This window comes from Curtobacterium sp. MCSS17_016, assembly GCF_003234255.2.
GTDB classification, from domain to species: domain Bacteria; phylum Actinomycetota; class Actinomycetes; order Actinomycetales; family Microbacteriaceae; genus Curtobacterium; species Curtobacterium flaccumfaciens.
Map to the genome: position 1 here is coordinate 63,370 of NZ_CP126255.1, position 17,409 is coordinate 80,778.

At 67.7% G+C, this 17,409-nt stretch carries 32 protein-coding genes; 2 read left to right on the forward strand and 30 right to left on the reverse strand.

All coding sequences use genetic code 11. The features are described from left to right. Nucleotides 1–58: 58 nt before the first annotated feature. The 6 genes from DEJ19_RS18510 to DEJ19_RS18535 form a co-directional block, all read right to left on the reverse strand. Entirely contained in the window at nt 59–622 is a 564-nt protein-coding gene (locus tag DEJ19_RS18510) for a hypothetical protein (protein ID WP_111232300.1), read from the reverse strand. Nucleotides 623–701: 79 nt separating this feature from the next. Beyond that, the gene (locus tag DEJ19_RS18515) at nt 702–1,175 is read right to left on the reverse strand and encodes a hypothetical protein (RefSeq protein WP_111232299.1); all 474 of its coding nucleotides are present in this window, start codon (nt 1,173–1,175) and stop codon (nt 702–704) included. Between the two features lie 55 nt (nt 1,176–1,230). Further along, nucleotides 1,231–1,788 (reverse strand): hypothetical protein, encoded by a 558-nt coding sequence (locus DEJ19_RS18520; protein WP_146250568.1) that lies wholly within the window; start codon nt 1,786–1,788, stop codon nt 1,231–1,233. 22 nt (nt 1,789–1,810) lie between these two features. Beyond that, nucleotides 1,811–2,356 (reverse strand): hypothetical protein, encoded by a 546-nt coding sequence (locus DEJ19_RS18525; RefSeq protein ID WP_111232297.1) that lies wholly within the window; start codon nt 2,354–2,356, stop codon nt 1,811–1,813. Next, nucleotides 2,353–3,927: a competence protein CoiA gene (locus DEJ19_RS18530; RefSeq protein WP_284176616.1), complete on the reverse strand. Its 1,575-nt coding sequence runs from the start codon at nt 3,925–3,927 to the stop codon at nt 2,353–2,355. Before DEJ19_RS18530 ends, DEJ19_RS18525 begins: the two co-directional genes overlap by 4 nt. A gap of 70 nt (nt 3,928–3,997) precedes the next feature. After that, nucleotides 3,998–5,254 carry a S1C family serine protease gene (locus tag DEJ19_RS18535; protein WP_181441453.1) on the reverse strand — a complete coding sequence of 419 codons (1,257 nt, stop codon included), beginning with the start codon at nt 5,252–5,254 and terminating at the stop codon, nt 3,998–4,000. 112 nt (nt 5,255–5,366) lie between these two features. On the opposite strand from DEJ19_RS18535, the gene DEJ19_RS18540 reads away from it, so the two are divergent. Continuing rightward, nucleotides 5,367–5,558: a hypothetical protein gene (locus tag DEJ19_RS18540; protein ID WP_181441452.1), complete on the forward strand. Its 192-nt coding sequence runs from the start codon at nt 5,367–5,369 to the stop codon at nt 5,556–5,558. Between the two features lie 77 nt (nt 5,559–5,635). Here the strand turns inward: DEJ19_RS18540 and DEJ19_RS18545 are convergent, their stop codons facing one another. The 21 genes from DEJ19_RS18545 to DEJ19_RS18645 form a co-directional block, all read right to left on the reverse strand. Next, nucleotides 5,636–6,559: a hypothetical protein gene (locus DEJ19_RS18545; protein WP_111232294.1), complete on the reverse strand. Its 924-nt coding sequence runs from the start codon at nt 6,557–6,559 to the stop codon at nt 5,636–5,638. A gap of 69 nt (nt 6,560–6,628) precedes the next feature. Further along, nucleotides 6,629–6,820, reverse strand: coding sequence for a hypothetical protein (locus tag DEJ19_RS18550; protein WP_111232293.1), 192 nt, complete (start codon nt 6,818–6,820; stop codon nt 6,629–6,631). A gap of 4 nt (nt 6,821–6,824) precedes the next feature. Further along, on the reverse strand, nt 6,825–7,217 hold the full coding sequence (locus DEJ19_RS18555) for a hypothetical protein (protein ID WP_284176617.1): 393 nt from the start codon (nt 7,215–7,217) through the stop codon (nt 6,825–6,827). A gap of 9 nt (nt 7,218–7,226) precedes the next feature. After that, complete coding sequence (locus tag DEJ19_RS18560; protein ID WP_111232291.1) at nt 7,227–7,592, reverse strand: hypothetical protein; 366 nt, start codon at nt 7,590–7,592, stop codon at nt 7,227–7,229. Between the two features lie 18 nt (nt 7,593–7,610). Further along, nucleotides 7,611–8,330: a DUF723 domain-containing protein gene (locus tag DEJ19_RS18565; RefSeq protein WP_111232290.1), complete on the reverse strand. Its 720-nt coding sequence runs from the start codon at nt 8,328–8,330 to the stop codon at nt 7,611–7,613. 39 nt (nt 8,331–8,369) lie between these two features. Next, nucleotides 8,370–8,813, reverse strand: coding sequence for a hypothetical protein (locus DEJ19_RS18570; RefSeq protein WP_111232289.1), 444 nt, complete (start codon nt 8,811–8,813; stop codon nt 8,370–8,372). 7 nt (nt 8,814–8,820) lie between these two features. Further along, on the reverse strand, nt 8,821–9,411 hold the full coding sequence (locus DEJ19_RS18575; RefSeq protein ID WP_111232288.1) for an HAD domain-containing protein: 591 nt from the start codon (nt 9,409–9,411) through the stop codon (nt 8,821–8,823). Between the two features lie 49 nt (nt 9,412–9,460). Then, nucleotides 9,461–9,757, reverse strand: a complete 297-nt coding sequence (locus tag DEJ19_RS18580; protein ID WP_111232287.1) for a hypothetical protein — start codon at nt 9,755–9,757, stop codon at nt 9,461–9,463. Between the two features lie 15 nt (nt 9,758–9,772). Further along, nucleotides 9,773–10,192, reverse strand: coding sequence for a hypothetical protein (locus DEJ19_RS18585; protein WP_111232286.1), 420 nt, complete (start codon nt 10,190–10,192; stop codon nt 9,773–9,775). 35 nt (nt 10,193–10,227) lie between these two features. Continuing rightward, entirely contained in the window at nt 10,228–10,710 is a 483-nt protein-coding gene (locus DEJ19_RS18590) for a hypothetical protein (protein WP_111232285.1), read from the reverse strand. 29 nt (nt 10,711–10,739) lie between these two features. Beyond that, nucleotides 10,740–11,069 carry a hypothetical protein gene (locus DEJ19_RS18595; protein ID WP_111232284.1) on the reverse strand — a complete coding sequence of 110 codons (330 nt, stop codon included), beginning with the start codon at nt 11,067–11,069 and terminating at the stop codon, nt 10,740–10,742. Beyond that, entirely contained in the window at nt 11,066–11,455 is a 390-nt protein-coding gene (locus DEJ19_RS18600; RefSeq protein ID WP_111232283.1) for a beta barrel domain-containing protein, read from the reverse strand. The genes DEJ19_RS18595 and DEJ19_RS18600 overlap by 4 nt, the downstream gene beginning before the upstream one ends. 35 nt (nt 11,456–11,490) lie before the next feature. Then, entirely contained in the window at nt 11,491–11,847 is a 357-nt protein-coding gene (locus tag DEJ19_RS18605) for a beta barrel domain-containing protein (protein ID WP_111232282.1), read from the reverse strand. 95 nt (nt 11,848–11,942) lie between these two features. Further along, the gene (locus tag DEJ19_RS18610) at nt 11,943–12,689 is read right to left on the reverse strand and encodes a hypothetical protein (RefSeq protein WP_111232281.1); all 747 of its coding nucleotides are present in this window, start codon (nt 12,687–12,689) and stop codon (nt 11,943–11,945) included. Between the two features lie 22 nt (nt 12,690–12,711). Further along, nucleotides 12,712–13,230: a hypothetical protein gene (locus DEJ19_RS18615; protein ID WP_111232280.1), complete on the reverse strand. Its 519-nt coding sequence runs from the start codon at nt 13,228–13,230 to the stop codon at nt 12,712–12,714. Beyond that, entirely contained in the window at nt 13,227–13,934 is a 708-nt protein-coding gene (locus DEJ19_RS18620; protein ID WP_146250564.1) for a hypothetical protein, read from the reverse strand. Before DEJ19_RS18620 ends, DEJ19_RS18615 begins: the two co-directional genes overlap by 4 nt. A gap of 75 nt (nt 13,935–14,009) precedes the next feature. Next, a complete protein-coding gene (locus tag DEJ19_RS18625; RefSeq protein WP_111232278.1) occupies nt 14,010–14,324 on the reverse strand; it encodes a hypothetical protein in 315 nt (104 codons plus the stop codon). After that, on the reverse strand, nt 14,324–14,551 hold the full coding sequence (locus tag DEJ19_RS18630; protein WP_111232277.1) for a hypothetical protein: 228 nt from the start codon (nt 14,549–14,551) through the stop codon (nt 14,324–14,326). The genes DEJ19_RS18625 and DEJ19_RS18630 overlap by 1 nt, the downstream gene beginning before the upstream one ends. A 49-nt stretch (nt 14,552–14,600) precedes the next feature. After that, complete coding sequence (locus DEJ19_RS18635; RefSeq protein ID WP_111232276.1) at nt 14,601–14,864, reverse strand: hypothetical protein; 264 nt, start codon at nt 14,862–14,864, stop codon at nt 14,601–14,603. Next, nucleotides 14,861–15,154, reverse strand: a complete 294-nt coding sequence (locus tag DEJ19_RS18640; RefSeq protein WP_111232275.1) for a hypothetical protein — start codon at nt 15,152–15,154, stop codon at nt 14,861–14,863. Before DEJ19_RS18640 ends, DEJ19_RS18635 begins: the two co-directional genes overlap by 4 nt. Further along, a complete protein-coding gene (locus DEJ19_RS18645) occupies nt 15,151–15,534 on the reverse strand; it encodes a hypothetical protein (RefSeq protein ID WP_111232274.1) in 384 nt (127 codons plus the stop codon). Before DEJ19_RS18645 ends, DEJ19_RS18640 begins: the two co-directional genes overlap by 4 nt. A gap of 96 nt (nt 15,535–15,630) precedes the next feature. Between DEJ19_RS18645 and DEJ19_RS18650 the strand changes: the two genes are divergently transcribed. Next, entirely contained in the window at nt 15,631–16,224 is a 594-nt protein-coding gene (locus tag DEJ19_RS18650; protein ID WP_111232273.1) for a hypothetical protein, read from the forward strand. A gap of 60 nt (nt 16,225–16,284) precedes the next feature. Here the strand turns inward: DEJ19_RS18650 and DEJ19_RS18655 are convergent, their stop codons facing one another. The 3 genes from DEJ19_RS18655 to DEJ19_RS18665 are packed head-to-tail and all read right to left on the reverse strand — an operon-like array spanning nt 16,285 to nt 17,352. Beyond that, a complete protein-coding gene (locus tag DEJ19_RS18655; RefSeq protein ID WP_111232272.1) occupies nt 16,285–16,716 on the reverse strand; it encodes a hypothetical protein in 432 nt (143 codons plus the stop codon). Between the two features lie 37 nt (nt 16,717–16,753). After that, nucleotides 16,754–17,101, reverse strand: coding sequence for a hypothetical protein (locus DEJ19_RS18660; RefSeq protein WP_220035273.1), 348 nt, complete (start codon nt 17,099–17,101; stop codon nt 16,754–16,756). Continuing rightward, nucleotides 17,098–17,352 (reverse strand): hypothetical protein, encoded by a 255-nt coding sequence (locus DEJ19_RS18665; protein WP_146250562.1) that lies wholly within the window; start codon nt 17,350–17,352, stop codon nt 17,098–17,100. The genes DEJ19_RS18660 and DEJ19_RS18665 overlap by 4 nt, the downstream gene beginning before the upstream one ends. Nucleotides 17,353–17,409 lie beyond the last annotated feature (57 nt).

Below are 17,409 nucleotides of genomic sequence, written 5' to 3' on the forward strand. Positions count from 1 at the left end.
GTGCGCGGCGGGTGCCGGCGGTCCAAGCCGGTGGCGGTCGCGGTCGTAGCCTTGCTGGCTAGCGACCCCAGGAGAGAAGACGGGTGTGGATTTCGCGCTCCATCTCGCGGTGAACCTCGTCCGGGTCGTCGTCTGGACCGGTGGCGAGGGCGGCCGCAGTGGTGACGAGCCCGTCCCAGTAGTGCGGTGGGAGCACGTCGACGTCGGCGAACCCTTCATAGGTGCGTCCGACCATTCCGCGCGCCTCCTCGACGACCCGGTCGCTGTCGATGCCGTACGTGTGGGTGCGGCTGTCTGCGTTCGACGTGCCGTTCATGATGTCGTCCCAGATGATCTGGCGCGTCTGTTCGAGGTCCTCGTCCGTTCCACCGTCGGAGATGAGGCGCGCGATGAGGCCGGTGGATGCATCGATGTAGGCCTCGCCCTTTGCGACGGTATCGGGCGTGTGCACGGTGGCTGTGACGCGGACTGCGGAGGCGGTGTCGAAGTCGTTCGGGTTGTGGCTGACCGGGGCTCCAACGAGCGCGCTCTCACTCTCGGGGCGGTGCTGCGCACCGAAGCGGCCTGAGGTGGAGCGGGAGGATTCGCGGGCCGCTGCGGCGGTGTCGGAGATGTTGACCATGCACCGCATGTGTGCGGGAGGATCGGGAACGGACCGGCGGCGCTTTGTGCGCGGGGCCGGGCCGTTCAGGGGCGGGGTGTCAGAAGCGGATGCCGTACCGCTTGTCCGAGCTGCTGTAGTCGATGTCCGGGGTGAGGTCGACGGCGTCCATCCCGAGCCGGTCGAGGACTGGCGTGGTCTCTTCGAGGGAGATGTACACCGGGTCGTCCATGTCATCGCTGGCCCAGAGGGTGTTCCCGTCGGCGTCGGCGATTCGCTTCGGCGCCCAGTACGGGCTGCCCGGGCCGTCATTGGTGTCGTCGAGCTCGAGTTCCGCAGCCGAGGGGAACTGCTCCTTCACGATGTTCGTGGCGTCCTCGACGGCGGCGACGAACTCGACCTTGTCGATGTCGTCCTTCAGCGAGGAGATGTCGGCGAGGGTCGTGTTCGCAGCCTTCGCCTTGAACGCGGCGAGCTCGACAGCTGCTTCCGACCGATGTTGCTCACCGAACTTGCCGGACGTGTCGCGGGCTGATTCGCGGGCGGCGGCCGCGGCGGGGTTGAGGTTGGTCATGCCTCGGATGTGTGCGGGGTGCGACGTCACACCTGCCGGCCGGCGCGCCGGCCTCTCAGAACAGCTTCACGCCCGGGCGGATGACGCCGACGTTGCCCTTGGGGAGGGTGAGTTCCCCAAGTCGGTTGAGGTCGTGGCAGGCGTCGTCGAGGTCTTCGATGAAGTCGTACTCACCGTCGTCGGTCAGCGCTTCGACCTTCTCCCTGGACCAGAGGCGGAGGCCGTCTCGGTCGCGGATGTTCTTTGCTCGGTACCGCAGGTTTTCACCCGGCTGCTGGATCTCTTCGAGTTCCAGTTCCTCAGCGTCTGGGAAGCGGTCCTTCACGACTCGCGTCGCGTCGCCCTTCGCGACCTCGAAGAGAGTCGCGGCCAGGGAACCCTCGAAGGTGCGGAGCTGTGCGACGAACTCTCGGTGGCCGTCCTCGTCGGTCCGCTTCGCGGCGGCGACGACCTTCTTGTAGAACAGGTCGAGGTTGCTGAGTTCGCCTGCCGACAGCGAGGGCTTCGGCTGTTGCAGGGTGACGGCAGCCTCGTCGCGGTGCTGTTCGCCGAACTTCCCGTCGCCGTGCCGTGCGTTCTCGCGTGCGTTCTCGGCCGAGTTGCTGATGGTCATGCCCGGCATGTGTGCGGGCGTTTCAGCGGAGACGGATGGCGTTGCGCGGGTGGTCGCGGAACCCATCGGCCGGGACGGTGATGGTGTTCTCGTCCAGGTCGAGCATGGGTTCGGTGATGCGGAACTCCCAGGGCTGCGCCCGCTCCCCCGGCTTCCGGTCGTCTGAGTTCCACAGGACGGTGCCGTCATCGGTGCGCACTGCGGTGGGGACGAAGTGCGGCTCGGAGGACGAGCCCCAGTTTCCCAGCTCGAGCGTTGCAGCTGTGGGGTACTCGGTGCGGATGGTGTCCCCGATGACTGCCCGGGCGAGCTCGCTGCGCGCTTTCGTCATCGCGTCGGTGGCGCGTTTCATCGCGTCGTAGGCGACTGTGAGCTTGGCTGTCTCGCCGCTGTCGAGCATGTCGCGGATGTCTTCGAGCCGTTCGGCAACGTCGATGGTGAGATGCGTCGCGGTCTCGTGCGCCGGCGGCTGGGCGGAGGCCAGAGCGATCGTGTCCACCTCCTGCTGCTTCTCGGTGAACCGGCCGCCGGTGGCCCGTGGGTGGTCGTGCTCGTTGAACGTCGTCATACCGTGCTTGTGCGCGGCACGTCCCGGCCCGGGTGGAGGTTTCGGCCAGCGCTTCGGCCGGGCCACAGCAGCTTCCGCTGGTGACGATCGAACTGTTCGTGGATGACCCGGCATGGGTGGCATACGCACTCCAGGGGCATCGGTGGGAACACCTCGATGAGGTCTGGGACCTCGCGGAGGTGCTTCTGCGTGTACTGGTCGATTGCCGTGGTCCGCTGGTGGGCGTCCTCCGGCTGCTGACCCCACCACGGTGGGATGGGGCCGGAAGGCCCGGTCTTGCCCGACTCGGCCAGGTACGCATCAAGTTCAGCGGCTGCTGCGCGTTCACGAAGCCGGTTGAGGAACTGGGTGCTGCTGTCGCCGCGTCGGGCGGCGTCAGCTTCGAGGCGGGTGAGAGCTTGCGCCATCTGGTCCGCTCTCCACCGTGCAGACCGGATCTGTGTGAGCCGTTGCTCCTCACGTACTGCGGCTGCCGCCTTCGCTGCGTTGTAACGGCGGTCTGCTGCTGCGGTGAGTTCGATGACGGTCCTGGTGTCCGCGGGGGCTGGCGAAGGTCTACGACGGACGCCGTCGAGGTATCCGATGACGTCGGCAGGTGTGGCCAGCGCTCCTTCTGGGGCGCACCAGTGCCCGCGGAGGGTCGCCTCACGGAGGGTGGCGACGTCCCGGACGTAGTCCCCGCCTGGTCCTGCGAGCGTCGGGAGGATGTTGGGGCAGTTGGAGCACCGGAACTCCCGTTCGCCGAGCCAGCTGGTGCGGTGCGGTGCGGATGGGGCGGTGACGCCGCGGGCTGCTTTGAACCGTCGTGGCTCCCCTGCCCCGCGGATGGTGTGACCGGCCTGTGTGACGAGGCACCGACCGCAGTGGACGGTGCCGTGTTCGTCGGCGTCCCAGGTGACGCTGTACTGGTCGCATTCGATGCAGCGGTGGATGCCCCATCGGACGGCGGCGTCCTGTGGTGCGGTTGCTTCCGGTGCCCATCGGAGGTCACCGTTCAGGACTGCGGCGACGAACGTCTCGAGTGGCCTCCGGTCGGTGCTTCGTTGCTGGGCGGCGACGGTGATGTCCGGGTCGGTGTCCTTGACACGGACGTGGAGGGCTGGAACCTGTCGGAGTTCGGCGGGTGTGGCTCGTCTGGTCAGCCAGTAGCACTCGATGCCTTCGGCGGTGTACCGCTGCTGCCGGTGCTGGTAGCCGCCTTCGACCTGGCCGGAGAGTTGCACCTCGAACGCGATACGACGACCGTCTCGTTCGACGAGGACGTCGGCGATCCAGCTGCGATTGTCGGCGGGGACTTCCGCTCGAGCGTTCCAGCCGAGGTTGGTGGCGACGGTGATGATGGCCGCTTTCACCTGACGGTGCTCGGGTGTCTCGCCCTTGTGCTCGGCGTCGCAGTTGACTTTGGGTGCGTGAGCGAAGAACTGCGTGCCGAGTTTGGAGGTCTTCGCGTGGCCGTCTCTACCGCATGAGAGCACTGGCCACGGTTTCCGGCCTTTGTACGCCGCCCAGTCGTCGGCGCTTACCTTCGTCGCAACGACTTCGTCGCCGTTCACGGTTGCTGTCAGCGGCACCGCTCATCCCCCGCTCGTATCCGGTGTCGGTCAGGATCGTAACGACGATGACCGACACCGGATGCGGGACCTACTGGCTGGCGGTGATCTGCACGCGGACGGTGCGCTCGTGTCCGTTGCGGAGGAAGACGACGTCGGCTTTTGTTCCGGGGTCGGTGCCGCGGACGGCGGCAACGAGTTGCGCGGCGGATCCGATTCGCGCCCCGTTGTAGGAGACAATGGTGTCCTCGTCGCGCAGGCCGGCGCTCTTCGCCGGGCTGCCGTCGGCGACGTCGGTGATGCGCGCGCCGAGCACTCCGGCGGTTTCGTCGGTGACTTCCGCACCGATGTGTCCGTGGAGGGCGACGCCTGTCTTGGCGATGTTCCGTGCCACGGTGACGGCGATGCCGGCGTCGATGCCGTACTGGCGGCCTTCCGGGTCGGAGTCCCGTCCGGTGGTCACGCCGGAGACGGCGATGCCGACGAGTGCGCCGCTGTCGTTGATGATGGGGCCACCGGTCGCGGTGGGGTCGTCTTCCGTGGTCAGGCGGACGGCGCTGGTCCAGGTGCCGACGCCGACGGTGCCGGTGATGGTGTTCACCGATTGTCGTGGTGACGCGACGGCTGTCGTCGCGGCGTTGTTGTTCTGGCCGATGACGGCGACCCGGGCGCCTGCCGCGGCGTCGCCGCTGGTGGCGGTGAACCCGACGACGTCGAGCCCGCGGACGCGGAGGACGGTCAACCCGGTCGTCTGGTCTGTGCCGACGAACTCCCCGGTGAGGGTGCGACCGGTGGACGTGGTGACGCGGATGGTGCCGCTTGGGCTGCGGACGACGGCGTTGGTGGTGATGACTGTGCCGTCCTTGCCGATGACGGTGCCGGCGCCGCGGCTGGTGACACTGTCGCTGCTGTCGACGGTGATGGTGACGGTCCGCTGCTGCGCGTCAGCGATGGTTCGTTCGAACGTCGCTTCGTGCGACACGACCGCGGGTGCCGCGAGGGGGACGGTGCCCGTGGAGCCGATGGTGACGCCGGACGCGACACCGAGGGCGAGGAACGCGAGTGCGAGACCGGCTTCACGGCGTCCGAGTTCTCGACGCTTCGGCGGAGCTGGCACGGTGTCAGCTGCGGGCTTCTCGTCGGGCACTGTGGGCGCAGGCCAGGCGATGTCAGCGGTGCCTGTCCACGCTGCCATGGCGGGCGGTTCCGGCTCGTCGCCGAGGCCGGGCCAGGCACGGTCGGCGGTCTCCCGTCGCCAAGCTGCCGCCGTTGATGGCTGCTCGAGAGTCGGCTCGTCGTCGTGCTGCTCGCCCGGCGCCTCGGGTTCGTCGTCACTGACGACAGTCACTGGCGCCTCAGCCTCGACTGCAGTGTCAGTCGCCACCTCGTCTGCGTTCGAAGGAAGTTCTACTGCGGCGGACGGGACATCCTCGGTCAGAGGCTCCGCATCCGGTTCCTTCTTGACCTCCGGCGCCGGCATGCTGTCTTCGGACGGCACGACGACTGGCTCATTCGTGACGGCCGGCTCCCGCGCGCTCTCACCGGTTGATGCCGCGTCCGGCGCGCTCTTCTTCACCGTGGTCCGCTTCCGCTTCCGCTTCGACGTCGGGGTGGTGGCGGGTCGGTCCTCGTGCGCGTCGTCGGGGGCCTGATCGGTCATCTGCGGGTGGTTCCTTCCGTCACCGGACGGAACTGCCCGGCTACCGGCCGCAGATGCGGCGGAACGCGGTCAGCGGATCTGCGTGAAGGTGAGGTTGGACGCCCACCAGGGGGTGCCGCTGGTGGGGCTGATGTTGGTCGTGATGTGGGGCCCGGCGGTGCTGTCGGGGGTGAATGTGATCTCGTGGCGGAGGTACGTCCACGTTCGGTACTTGTCAGGCCACGCCTGCCCGGCGTAGTAGTACATGTTCTCCACGCCGTCGTTTGTGTACCGGTTACCCCAACGGACGCCGAGATTCATCGCGCCGGAGTCGGGCACCTCCGGTGGTGCAAGGAACCATCCAGCGATGACCCACGTCTGCTGCTTCCCTGGCGTCATCGGCGCCCATCGGGCAGGGTCTCTCATCCCCGCGTCCAAGCCGATGCGGACCGCGGTCGGGCCAGGCGTGCCAGCGGGTCCGTCCTTCTGATCGACGACCCGGTTGAAGTCGTCCACCGTGATTGGAGTCGGGAAGACCTGGCGCAGCGTCGGCACGGTGTTGACGAGGTCGGTGACGGTGGCCCGTGTCGCGCAGGAGGGCAGCTTGATGGTGGCTGCCGGCGCTTCCTCAGTGGCGGTACTTGCTGACGTGGAGACGAACGTCTTCCCGGTTGGTGATGTTGACGCGGCGACCCATCCGTCGGTGCACGCGGTGGCTCGGACCTTGCTGCCTTCCGTCGCGTCGTAGGCGACGCCGGGAGGCGGTGAGCTCAGGCTGTCGTAGTTGATGAACCCACCGCTGTTCGCTGCGTCGGCTTCGATGACGCGGACGGCGGCCAAGTCCTTCTGCGCGTTGAGGTCCTTGCTGCGGTCGATGAACCCGGTCACGGCGAATGAACCGCCGACGAGTAGGACGAGGCTCACGGCGATCGCTGCGATGACCAGGATCGGGTCCGTCGCTGCACGGTCGGTGAGGACCAGGCGGGTCAGCCAGGTGCTGCGGTGCCGCCGCATCGGATCTCCGTTCGCCGAGGCTTCGCCGGCGGGTGCCAGCAGGCGTTGGAGATGCGGCGGATGCGGCAGCTAGTGCCCGGTCTGCTCGAGTGCGGCGGTGAGGTCGTCTCGGAGTTGAGCTGCCTCATCCGGGTCGAGACTGAGGTGGAGGGTCGTGCCCCACTTCACCTGGATGAGATGGCCGCCGGCCGGCAACGGCGACGCAGCCACGCTCGCGGGCCTCTTCGGGTGCTTCGTCTCGGAGAATGTGATGGACGCCATGCGTTCAGGATGCCTGGTTCGGGTCGTGGGCCTTCCACCAGACGGCAAGCTCGTCGTGGAACTCGACGTGCCGCCACGTCCAGCGGGCACCACGAAGGCCTCCGCCTTCCCAACGGACGAGCGCGGAGTAGAGGTTCCGGCCCTGGAACACTTCCCGATTGACCGCCATGACGTCCACGTGCTTCGTTTCCACGGTGGCACGGAAGGTGACAGTCACCTCCCGCTGTCCACCTTCGGGCAGACCGCGAGGTTCCTCGTGGCGGGATGTTGGACGGTACGGCGTCATCGTCTGGAACGCCACCTGGTCCCCGCTGATCAGCGCAGCGTGCACGACTTCCAGGGGGACGTCATTGAGGATCCGCTCGACGTTCGGGGTCAGCGATGCGTTGAGGTCCACGCTCACTTGTCAGCCCTCCTCGTTGAACGATCGGATGGTGCGCTTGAAGGCTTCGATGTCAGCGAGCGCCTTCACAAGCTGCTTCTCGAGCGGGGACTTGTACGTCTTCTCGACGAAGAGGTACTGCTGCGCTGCGTCGGTGAGACGTGCCCGGTGGTGGGAGGGCGTGTCGGTCCACACCTCGACGATGCCACGCTCACTCAGTGCGGTGAGGGCCTTGTCGAGGCGGATGTCGATGGGGAAGAACGGCTCCCCGAGGCGGTGGCGAGCCATCAGCACCTCGACGATGAGGTCCTGCTTCGTGGGGAGGTTCTTGAAGTCCTTCGCGGTCAGCTTCGTCGGCGCGGCGACCGGTGTACCGATGTGGTTCAGCATGCTCGTCCTATGCGCGGGCTACTCCTTCAGCAGTCGCTGCTTGCGCAGCTTCTCCTTCGCGGGACTCAGACGGTTCTCCTTCGCGAGGATCACCCCGCAGGCGGGGCAGCCCTTCCACTCGCTGTGCGCTCGAGGTGCCTGTTCGAAGGGGGCGTCCGGGTGGCTCCTGCAGGTAATGAGCACCTTTGAGTCGTCGTCGACGTAGATGACGGACGAGTAGTCGTACTGGCCGTCGTGCAGGGTGGTCACGAACTCAACCCAGTGGTCGCCTCGCTCCGACGCCGATGCGTGACGCCCGCGCGAGCAGTCGGGGCAGCCGGCTCCCGCCTTGTGCTTGTCGGCGCGTTGAGTGAACCAGCCGTGACCGGCGGTGCAGAAGATCGTCACCGGGTCCTTCCCCGCGGTGGTGAACGACGACTCGTCGTACACGTACCGGTATCCGTGACGTTCGCCAGCCTTGGTCGCGAACGTCTCGAAGCGCGATTGCGCGGAGGCGCCACGGCGTCCGCTGCAGTCGGGGCAGCCAGCGCCTTCCTTGTGTTCCTTCGGCGGTTGAGGGAAGAGCCGCTGGTGTTCGTTGCACCAGATGGGAATGGGTTCCTTGTCGTTCACGAAGTGCTTCCGCGCCTCGTCGTACCCGTACCGGTCACCGTGGACGTCGTGCGCTCGACCGAGAAACGCTTCCCACCGGGCGTCCGCGTCCTGCGTTCGAAGTTTCGGCCCTTGCTCTTCACCCATGCCGCCATCATCACGCCGACAGGGCGTGATGGGAACGATTCAGAGCGCTCGGTGGGCGGCGAGTCGGGCGATGACGTGAACGGCGTGGCGGAGGAGGTTCCCGATGTCTGCCCGGGCGGTGTACGCGTCGGGTGCGCTGCGGGAGGTGCGGTCGAGGATGGCGTCGACGCGGCGGGTGACAGGGCCGGCGGGCATGGTGTGCTTGCCGGTGAGCAGGAACTCGTTGGCGCGGGTGAGTGCCTGCAGCCAGTCGAGGATGAGGTGGTCTTGGCTTCGGAAGCCGGAGTCGTAGCCGCGGCGGAACGCGACGAGGAGCGGGTTCACCGGATGCGCGGTGGGGCGCGCGTACTCAGGTCGGGGTGCGAACTCGAACCCGTCCGCGGGGCGCGGGAGACGTGCTTCTGAGTAGTCGTAGTCGATGTGGACGTACGGGGCTGGGTCGTCGTTGAACGTGTCCGGGTGCACGGAGGCGAAGATGCTCACCTGCGCCCTATGCCGTAGGTATCCGGTCTGCAGAGAGGAACGACTCGATGGCGCGCAGGTGATGCGGTTCGAGGCCTGGGCTCGTCGCCCATGACCCGTCGGTGACGACGGGGAGGAAGCGGATGTGATGGGTGTCGGCGTACTCCTCGAGCTCTTCCTGCCACTTCCAGAGCTCGTCGTCGAGGACGACGAAGTCGGTTGGGCCGTGCTCGTTCATGTACCGCACGATGCGTTCGGCTTTCCACCCGTGGGTGAGTTCGCCGAGGCCGTTGCGGCGGGGCTTCTTGACGAAGTCACCGCCGTGCAGGCCGCGGATCAGGCTGGTGAGCCGGACGATGTCGTCCGGTTGTTCCACCCAGGTGGAGTGCCACACCCAGTCGGCGCCGCTGTCTCTGCGGATCCGGTCGAGGGTTCGCACCACCGTCGGTGAGAACGTCACGTTGATGTGGGTGCGGAACTGGATCCGGTTCCGCTCGGTGCGGAACGTCTGCTCCCGGTACGTTTCGTCGGGCCATGCGTCTCGGACGCGGGGTGCTTTGAGAACGAGGTCGATGTCGCCGAAGATGCGTGCCGGCCGGCGGTCCCGCTTCCGAGGCATGAGGGCCCTCCCTTCGTCGTGTCAGCAGATGCTGATGCGGCGACCGGGGTCAGGAGTAGTTCGACAGCAGCCCGAAGCCGGCGTCGACGATGGTCGCGAGTGCTGGCTCGTGGGTGAGGTTGAGGTGGCCGTCGTCGTGCAGGGCGATGAGCCTGGCGGCGGCGAGCATCATCGCCCGGTGGTCGTGGTCGGCGACGCTGACCGCAGCAGCGGCGATGAGTTCTGCGTGCCAGGTTGTGAGGTCGGCGACCTGCGTGTCGAGGATGTCGTCGCCGTTGCCGTTCAGGTGCCGGTCCTCCTCGGCGGGGACGGGGAAGCAGTCGGTGATCGCGTCGCTACGGGGCATGCCGGAGCTATGCCGTCAGCGTCGGCCGGGGTGCGCTCCGCCCTTCCACGCGCCGCCGTGCTTCGCAGCGTGGAGGTTCGCCGGCTCGTGGTCGGCGGGCTCGTCGCACACCCAGCCGTGCGGGCCGTCCATGCCGCAGGTCGGCTCGGTTCCCTCGTGCTCGGCGATGATGGCGGCGATGTCGGAGCCGAGGTTGTACGAGGCGCCGCTCGTGAGGCGCTCCTTGATGGCGGAGAGGGTCGTCGCCTCGGCGCTTGACGATTCAGACCCGAGGACGTCGAGGGCGTCGTCGGCCTGCGCGTAGAACCGCTCCTTGTAGTGGTCCGGTTCCGTCTCCCACGTCAGCGTCCCCGGGCTCCGGAGGCGGTACTTCGCGTACAGGCCGGCGGCGAGACGTTCACGGGTCGCGTCCGTGACGGCGATGAGGTGCGGCATGGTGGGGTCCTTCCGGGACGGTGCGGTCGGAAGGTCTATGCGCGGACGTTCGTCGGGTCGTCTGGCGGGTGGTCGAGGTCGTGCTGTCGTTCAAGTTCGGCCGCGCGGCGGTGGAGTTCGTCGCGGAGCCTGCGTTGCGCTTCGAGGTCGTCGAGTCGGACGGCGTGTACTTCAGCGCGGACGGCGATCATCGCGGTGATGGCTTCGTCGTTCGGTCCGTCACCTCGGTCGTCGCGGTTGATGGCGGCGCAGAGTCGGCGCTTCGCGTCGTGGAGCAGGTCGTACAGCGTCGACGGGTCGGTCATCGGGGAGACCGTGTCCCACCGCTGTTTGAACCGGGCGGCCGCCTCGCGGATGACGGCGATGTTGGAGCGCGGGACAGCAGCGGCTTCCTCGCGCAAACGCGCAGCCGCTGCCGGGTCGGCCGTTTCGATGTGAGTGGCGAGCCGTTCCACGATGGCGTCGAGAACGTGAGACGCGACCGCGGGGTCAGTGACCGTGCCGACGGTTCGTTGCATGCGTCCTCCTTGGTGCAGCGTACGACGTATCAGTGCTCCGCGGCCCCGAGGACGGTACCGACGTCCGGGTTCTGCCGGAGCTCCTTGGTGAAGCCGAACAGCATCTTGCTGATGACGTCGCGTGCGTCGTCGCGGGCGGCCATGATGTTGACCTGGTCGTTGAGGTCGCCGAGGAACCCCTGGTAGGTGTCGAGGAGACGACGGGCGGCGGCGTCTCGGGTGATGAGGCGTTCGACCGCGCTGACAGCGGCTTCGTCCTCGGGTCGGTACGAGTCCTGCACGGCGGTCTCGATGAGCGCCTGCCCGTGGCGCAGGGCATCGCGGTCGCCGTCGCCTGCGGCTGTATACGCGCCGGTCATGCGGCGGTGGCCGTCGGCTGCTGGTTCTCCGGTGCGGCTTCGAGGAGGGCGATCAGCTGCTCGAGCGTGTCGGCGGTGTACTTGCCGTGGTAGACGCTGACGTTGAGGTCGCGGAGCCGGTGGGATGCGTCGATGACGCGGGCTCGGGTGTTGTACTCGTCGAGGGAGTGGATCTTCGCCTCGGGGCGGCGGTCATCGTTGCGGTGCCCGCCCTCGATGCGGAAGCCGTTCGGGTACCGCTTCGTGCGGACGATGCGAGTACCGACAGCGGTGACGACGTCGTCGAGGTACTCGTACGCGTCGGGGCTGTAGTTACCGATCGACGCGTCGTCGCGGCGGGCTCGGATCTTCACCGGGTCACCGGGTCGGTAGGTCGGGGTCTGCATCGTTCTGCTCCTCAGGTCTGCTGATGTTGGTCTGGTCAGGAGACGGCGACGGCGCCGTCCGCTTCGAGAACTGCGACGACCTGTTCGAGCGCTTCGACCGACCGGTTCCGCAGGACCGGTCCGGAGACGCCGAGGTTGTGCAGGCGGCGGTGGACCGCGGCGCGGCGCTCGCGGAGCTCCCACTCCTCCACCGTGTAGATGTGGCCGTACATCGGGTAGAGCTTGTCGTTGAGGGCGCCGGTGTCGACGCGGTAGCCCTTCGCGTCACCGGGGGAGCTGACATGGACGATGGTGCGTCCGACGGAGGTGACCGTGGCCTCTCGCCCCTTGGTGTTGTTGCTGGTGGTGACGATGACGGGCTGGCCGGTGGTGAACTTCTTCGGGGCGGTCATCGGGGTCTCCTCGTGGCGGCGGCCGCGGTTCGGCCTCTCGACGCTCCTATGCGCGGAGGAGGTGCGAAGTTGTGCGGGCCACCGCTGCACCGCAGTCAGGCGGTCGGCGTAGGGGGCTGAAGGATGGCGCGGGAGAGCAGGTCCGCGGCGGCGTTGAGGTTCGCGTCGCCGTACGCGGCGAGCACGGCTCGGATGGCGGTGAGTGTGTCCGGGTGGCACAGGCGGATGATGAGGGCGGCGTCGGCGGGGTCGATGTCATCGCCGACCATGCCGGCGAGGTCGACGGTGGCGATGCCCGGGTCGTGGCCTTCGTCCTGCACAGCGGTCCACGCCTGGTGGCGGTGCGGGGTGAGGTTGCCGAGGGCGAACAGCGCTTCGGTGCGTCGGCCGCGGCCGACAGGCTGCGCCTTCCAGCAGTCGCACTCCCCCAGCTCGTCCGCTGCCGTGTTGGTGGCGCAGTCGTCGCCGTGTTCGGCGTTGGCGATGCGGCGTGCGAGTTCGTTCCGCTCCTCCGTCACCCGGCGGACGGTGGCGCGTTCCTCCTGCCGGGACTCGTACATGTCGTCCCGGTTCTGCTCGAGCTCCTTCGCGTGTGTGAGGAGGGCGGCTTGGTCGAACCCGGACACGACGTTGAGCGCGCGGACGTGGTCGCGTGCCTGCTGGACGAGTTCGCCTCGCAGCTGGTCGCGGTGCTCTGCGATGGCGGTCACGTCGGTGAGGACGGTCTGGATGTCGGATCGGAGTAGCGGTACGCCGGCGGCGGTGCTGACGGTGTCGTCGGCGTCGATGCTGCCGCCGAGCCAGTCGGCGACGCGGTCGTACACGTCGGTGTTGTCACGCATGGGGTGGTCGGTCCTGTCGAGGTCAGCGGATGTGGGCGAGGAGACGCTTCAACTGGTCGATGTCCTCCTCGTAGACACCGGTCGGGTCGGTGGCCGCCCACCAGCTGTCGATGACGGCGTTCACGGCTGTGGCCCGCTCGGCGGTCGGACGCGCACCTGCTGGAACGTCGGAGAGCAGCAGGTTGCGGGTCAGTTCCTCGGTGGCGGTGTCGTCGTCCCAGTGCACGGGGGTGGTGTGCGGCAGATCCGGGTTCTTGTTGAACCGGTCGGCGCGCTGCCAGATGTCGGCTGGTTCGAGGACCGTTCCGGTGATGGGCAGGCGTCCAAGCCGGACGCGCTGCCCCTTGGCGAGGACGAGGTCGTTGGCGTTCAGGCGGATGCTGAGGTGCTTGTAGCCGACATCGACGGTCTCACCTTCACCGTTGACGGTGCCGGTCTCGTTGTGCAGATCGGTGTTGCCGGAGCCGATGAAGGTCACTCGCATGCCGTCCTGGAAGGTGCGCATCGGGGTCTGCTCTCGTGTCGTTGTCGGGTCGGTCACTCGTCGTCCTCGTCGGCGTCCGTGGCGGCGTCGGGGATGAGGCGGATGGCGTCAGCACGCCAGCAGTTGCACTTCGGGTCCTGAGCCATGTGCCCGAGTTCGCAGTCGTCGCCGTGCCACGCCTGCTCGAGTGCCGCGCGGAGCACCTTCCGGAGAGCGTCGTTCTCAGCACGGAGCGTGTCGGCGCCCTCCGTCTCGACTTCACCGTCCGGCTCCTCGTCGAGGACACGGGTGATGGTGGAGATTGCCTCGTCGTACCGGTTGATCTTCCGGAGGAACTCGACGTCGAGTGTCCTGTCCGAGTTGGTGTGCATCGCCTGCGCGACGAACGCCCGACGGCCGAGCGCGCGGGGAAGGACCTGCGCATCGTTCCGGAACGCAGCAGACTGCTGCAGGTCCGCGGTCTGGATGCTGGTCACGTCGCCGTCGTCCCAGAGGACGATTGTCCGGTGCACTGGTGACCGGTCGTCGTCCTGCACGTCGCTGGTGACCCCGTTGGGCTCGTGCTGGCCGAGGGTCACACGCTGTCCTCCGGCGAGAACCAGGTCGGTGTCGGGCACGACGTGGTCGCCGCGCTCACCGAAGTCCACCATCGTCATCGTCTCGGCGGCGGTGTCGCACACGACTCCACGCTCCCGGTGGAAGTCGAGGCCCAGGCTGGTGCCGACGTAGATGACGGTCATACCGAGTTGGAACGTACTCACGATCTCCTCTGTGCGCCGCGACGGTCACGGCATCTGACGGGGTCTATGCGCGGTTGCTAGCGGTGGTGGGATCGGTTACTTCGGGGCGCCATCGACGTACCGTTCCGCGGCCGGGTGCAGCCGCCAGACGTAGTCGTCGAGGTAGACCAGTCGGTGCTCGTTGAGGCGCCAGAGTAGCTTCGCGGCGTTCATCGGCATGGTGCCGCCGAGCGCGCCCTGGTTGCTGGTTGCGCGGAAGCGGGTGCGCGTGCCCCAGGCTGGCGAGTCGGGCCACAGCAGTTCCGCGAGCTTCCGCGGGGCGATGCTGTACGTCGCTGGCGGCCGGCCGCTGGCGCGCATGTCGGCGACGATGAGGCGGATGGCTCGGTCCTGCGCTGCGGTGAGCTTCACTACTTGGACCGCTTGTCGGTCTGCTTCTCGAGCTTCTTCATGCACGCGGAGCAGTCGTCAGGCGCCGGGGTGAACCCGCCCATGTGCGCCTCGAATGCGTCCGCGGGTGCGAACATCGCGAGGTACCGGCCGCAGAGGCTTCGGGCGTCGTGTCCGTAGAAGTGGTACTTGCGGGCTTCGGCGAGCTTGGCCCACCCCTTGTCAGCTGCTGGCGTGGTGTCGGTCATGCTTTCCCTATGCGCGGATCTGCCGCCGACCGTGTTCAGCGCGTCGCCGTCAGAGGACGGTGGTCGCGCCGGATGCGACGAGCATCGCGATGAGGACGCGTTTCGCGCCGGTGAGGTCCACGACCTGCATGAGGTGCTTCTCCACCCGGTCCTCGTGTCCTTGCGACCAGTCGGATCGGACCATGTTGAGGATGAGCTCGGCGATCATCGGGTTGGTGTTCGGGGCGATGTCGTGGAGGGTCTTCGCGCCGGCGGTGAGGCCGGCGTCGGTGATGACGGTGACGTTGTACCCGTCGATGAGGTGCGTCTTCACGAGGTCGCCTTCTTGCGGTTGGTGAGGATGCGACGCAGTTCGTCGCGTGCGGTCGTCGGCAGGATACGAGTGGTGAGCCGTTGCTGCCCGACGGTGCCGTCCTTCTTGATGATGAGGCCGGTGCCGTACCACCACTGCTCAGCGTCGTTCTCGAGTGCGACGAAGTTGAAGGCCTGCATCCGCTTCCCGCCGTCGGAGACGGTCTCGAACGGTTCGACGCGGACGAACGCGTGGTCGTACGCGAAGCCGCTGCCGGTGATGGTCGGTTCGGTGCTGCCGTCGGTGCTCACGCTGCGGCCTCCTCGTCGGTGTTCGCGCGACGCTGCTCATCACGCTGCTCCACCTCAGCGGCGAGCTGCCCGACGAAGCGGTGCAGGGTCAGGCTGTCGGACTTCTCCGCGACTGCGCTCGCTCCCTCGAGCATGCGACGCTTCGCCCAGACGACCTCTCGCTCCACTTCATCCGCGGCCCGCCGAGCGACGTCGAGGAGCAGCTCGTAGAGGGCGTCCCCATCGATGCCGCCCTTGGCGATGTCCGCGGCTCGGCGCTCATCGATGCCGTACCCAGAGCTGCCTCCGCCAGGGCTCAACCGGAACAGCAGGGAACTCCCGACCGCGTCCCTCGCGACCCGCTCAACGACTGGGTTCTGTTCCGGCAGTGGGTACGGCATCGGCTTTCCTTCGGTTGGGGGTGGTGGGCCACTCCCCCTATGCGCGGACGGTCGTCGTCGTGGGCGGATGTCGCCGCAGCCCGCCATGATGAGCACATGCCCCTCGTGCCCGAAGATGTGTTCTCCGCCGTGATGGTCGCCCTCGAGGGGAAGTACCCGGATCTGCTGCACCCGGACCCGTTCTATGTCCAGCTCGCCGAATCCGCTGCGGACCTCGTCGACCCGGACGTTCCAGGTGACGACATCACCGATGACGATGAGGACACCCGGTGGGCGGCGGACTTCCTCGCCGTGAACGGCAACTTCATCCGCGACAACGTCGCCGAAGACGCGACACCGGACCAGTTCGTCGTCCCGGACGTACCCGACCTCATCGACGAGGACGCCCGAACGCGGGAACGGTTCGACAAGCAGCTGTGGACCGCGGTGCAGGACCTCGGGTTCGAAGACCACGAGGTGGATGACCCGACGGAGGACATCGACCACGTCGAGGTGCTGTTCTCCGGCGACGGGCTGCCGACGATTCGGTACGACGAGGACCTCGTCGAGGAGACCACGGAAGTGCTCCTCAAGGACGGCGACCGCAGCCCGGAACGCGTCCGGTTCATCCCGAAGGGTGTCTCCGACGAGGCGACCATCCGCAGCGTCGTCCGCGCCATCCAGGAGCTGGTCACGGTCGCCAGCCGGTGAATGACGAACCGCCGCCGTCCCGGTGTCGGGGCGGCGGCGGTTCGGTACCGAGGGGGTGGGTCAGAACGAGTCGTCCTGGTCGTCCGGCGCGGGGACGCCAGCGAACGGCGGGACCGCTGCTGGCGAGGACTGCACCGTCGGGGTGGCGGCTGCTGGCGCCGGCGCGGGGGCGGTGAGGACTGCGGGGCGGTCGTCCGTGGCAGTGCGGAGGAACCCGTCCACCTCGTAGCCGATGCGGGTGACGACGTCGGTCTGCTGGTCGAGGGTGTCGAGGTACTGGTCGAGGACCCCGTACGTCTGCGCGTGACGGAGGTCGGCGAGGTTCACGACGACGTGCTTCTCACGCGGCGGGGCGACACCGATGGTGCGGTGCTCATCGACGGTGAGAGCTGGGACGTGGTCGGCCGGAGCCGGAGTGAGAGCTGCGGAGCGGATGGCGAGCAGGTCACGGACGGTGAGCTCGACGGTGGCGTCGAGGGAAGCGAGGGTCATGGGAGCCTTTCTGTTCTCCCCTGACCTATGCGGCGGTTCAACCCGCCGACGCCGCTCGCCGGCGTGCTCGCATCCGACGCAGCCGCACCTTTGACGTGGGAGCCACGTAGAAGTGGCCGCCGTACCCTGCTGTGTACGAGTGCGCGTGCGTGCGCTTGTCGACCCCGCAGTACGCGCAGCCATCCGGAGTGGGCGCCTGCTTCGGGTGCTCCTCTTCCAGGTGGACGAGGAACTGCTTCACAGCCCGACGTTCACCCCACGCATGCGGCTTCGGCGGGACGACGTCGAACGCGCTGGCAACCCTCGGGCAGAGGTGACAGGAGAACGTGAAGCCGCCTCCGAACTGCTCAGGAACGATGCGGCCGGGCAGGCGGGTGAACGTCATCGAACAGCCTCTCCAACCACTCGGAGATGGCGCGTCTTGATGGGGAGCGTGTGCAGCCCGTGCGGCGGGCTGACGTACGCCCAACCGGGCTTCGACCGCCGGTTGATGACGACACCGGAGTCGCCGCCGAACACACGCCGCACGGACGGAGCGGTGCCGACGTACTCGACCGCGGCCCCGGTCGGCAGCGGCGGTTCCGGCGCCGCGGGCTTCGGCGCCTGCTCGACTCGGCGGAGCTGCCTGGTCAGCATTCGGACTGGCTTCCCGTGGCCAGAGACGGACACCCACACCGTGTTCCATCCGCCGGT

Excerpts from the sequence above, each read along its gene's own strand:
- DEJ19_RS18510 (WP_111232300.1), bottom strand. The coding sequence starts at position 622 with ATGGTCAACATCTCCGACACCGCCGCAGCGGCCCGCGAATCCTCCCGC.
- DEJ19_RS18515 (WP_111232299.1), bottom strand. The coding sequence starts at position 1,175 with ATGACCAACCTCAACCCCGCCGCGGCCGCCGCCCGCGAATCAGCCCGC.
- DEJ19_RS18520 (WP_146250568.1), bottom strand. The coding sequence starts at position 1,788 with ATGACCATCAGCAACTCGGCCGAGAACGCACGCGAGAACGCACGGCAC.
- DEJ19_RS18525 (WP_111232297.1), bottom strand. The coding sequence starts at position 2,356 with ATGACGACGTTCAACGAGCACGACCACCCACGGGCCACCGGCGGCCGG.
- DEJ19_RS18545 (WP_111232294.1), bottom strand. The coding sequence starts at position 6,559 with ATGCGGCGGCACCGCAGCACCTGGCTGACCCGCCTGGTCCTCACCGAC.
- DEJ19_RS18550 (WP_111232293.1), bottom strand. The coding sequence starts at position 6,820 with ATGGCGTCCATCACATTCTCCGAGACGAAGCACCCGAAGAGGCCCGCG.
- DEJ19_RS18560 (WP_111232291.1), bottom strand. The coding sequence starts at position 7,592 with ATGCTGAACCACATCGGTACACCGGTCGCCGCGCCGACGAAGCTGACC.
- DEJ19_RS18565 (WP_111232290.1), bottom strand. The coding sequence starts at position 8,330 with ATGGGTGAAGAGCAAGGGCCGAAACTTCGAACGCAGGACGCGGACGCC.
- DEJ19_RS18575 (WP_111232288.1), bottom strand. The coding sequence starts at position 9,411 with ATGCCTCGGAAGCGGGACCGCCGGCCGGCACGCATCTTCGGCGACATC.
- DEJ19_RS18580 (WP_111232287.1), bottom strand. The coding sequence starts at position 9,757 with ATGCCCCGTAGCGACGCGATCACCGACTGCTTCCCCGTCCCCGCCGAG.
- DEJ19_RS18585 (WP_111232286.1), bottom strand. The coding sequence starts at position 10,192 with ATGCCGCACCTCATCGCCGTCACGGACGCGACCCGTGAACGTCTCGCC.
- DEJ19_RS18590 (WP_111232285.1), bottom strand. The coding sequence starts at position 10,710 with ATGCAACGAACCGTCGGCACGGTCACTGACCCCGCGGTCGCGTCTCAC.
- DEJ19_RS18595 (WP_111232284.1), bottom strand. The coding sequence starts at position 11,069 with ATGACCGGCGCGTATACAGCCGCAGGCGACGGCGACCGCGATGCCCTG.
- DEJ19_RS18600 (WP_111232283.1), bottom strand. The coding sequence starts at position 11,455 with ATGCAGACCCCGACCTACCGACCCGGTGACCCGGTGAAGATCCGAGCC.
- DEJ19_RS18605 (WP_111232282.1), bottom strand. The coding sequence starts at position 11,847 with ATGACCGCCCCGAAGAAGTTCACCACCGGCCAGCCCGTCATCGTCACC.
- DEJ19_RS18610 (WP_111232281.1), bottom strand. The coding sequence starts at position 12,689 with ATGCGTGACAACACCGACGTGTACGACCGCGTCGCCGACTGGCTCGGC.
- DEJ19_RS18630 (WP_111232277.1), bottom strand. The coding sequence starts at position 14,551 with ATGACCGACACCACGCCAGCAGCTGACAAGGGGTGGGCCAAGCTCGCC.
- DEJ19_RS18645 (WP_111232274.1), bottom strand. The coding sequence starts at position 15,534 with ATGCCGTACCCACTGCCGGAACAGAACCCAGTCGTTGAGCGGGTCGCG.
- DEJ19_RS18650 (WP_111232273.1), top strand. The coding sequence starts at position 15,631 with ATGCCCCTCGTGCCCGAAGATGTGTTCTCCGCCGTGATGGTCGCCCTC.
- DEJ19_RS18655 (WP_111232272.1), bottom strand. The coding sequence starts at position 16,716 with ATGACCCTCGCTTCCCTCGACGCCACCGTCGAGCTCACCGTCCGTGAC.
- DEJ19_RS18660 (WP_220035273.1), bottom strand. The coding sequence starts at position 17,101 with ATGACGTTCACCCGCCTGCCCGGCCGCATCGTTCCTGAGCAGTTCGGA.
- DEJ19_RS18665 (WP_146250562.1), bottom strand. The coding sequence starts at position 17,352 with ATGCTGACCAGGCAGCTCCGCCGAGTCGAGCAGGCGCCGAAGCCCGCG.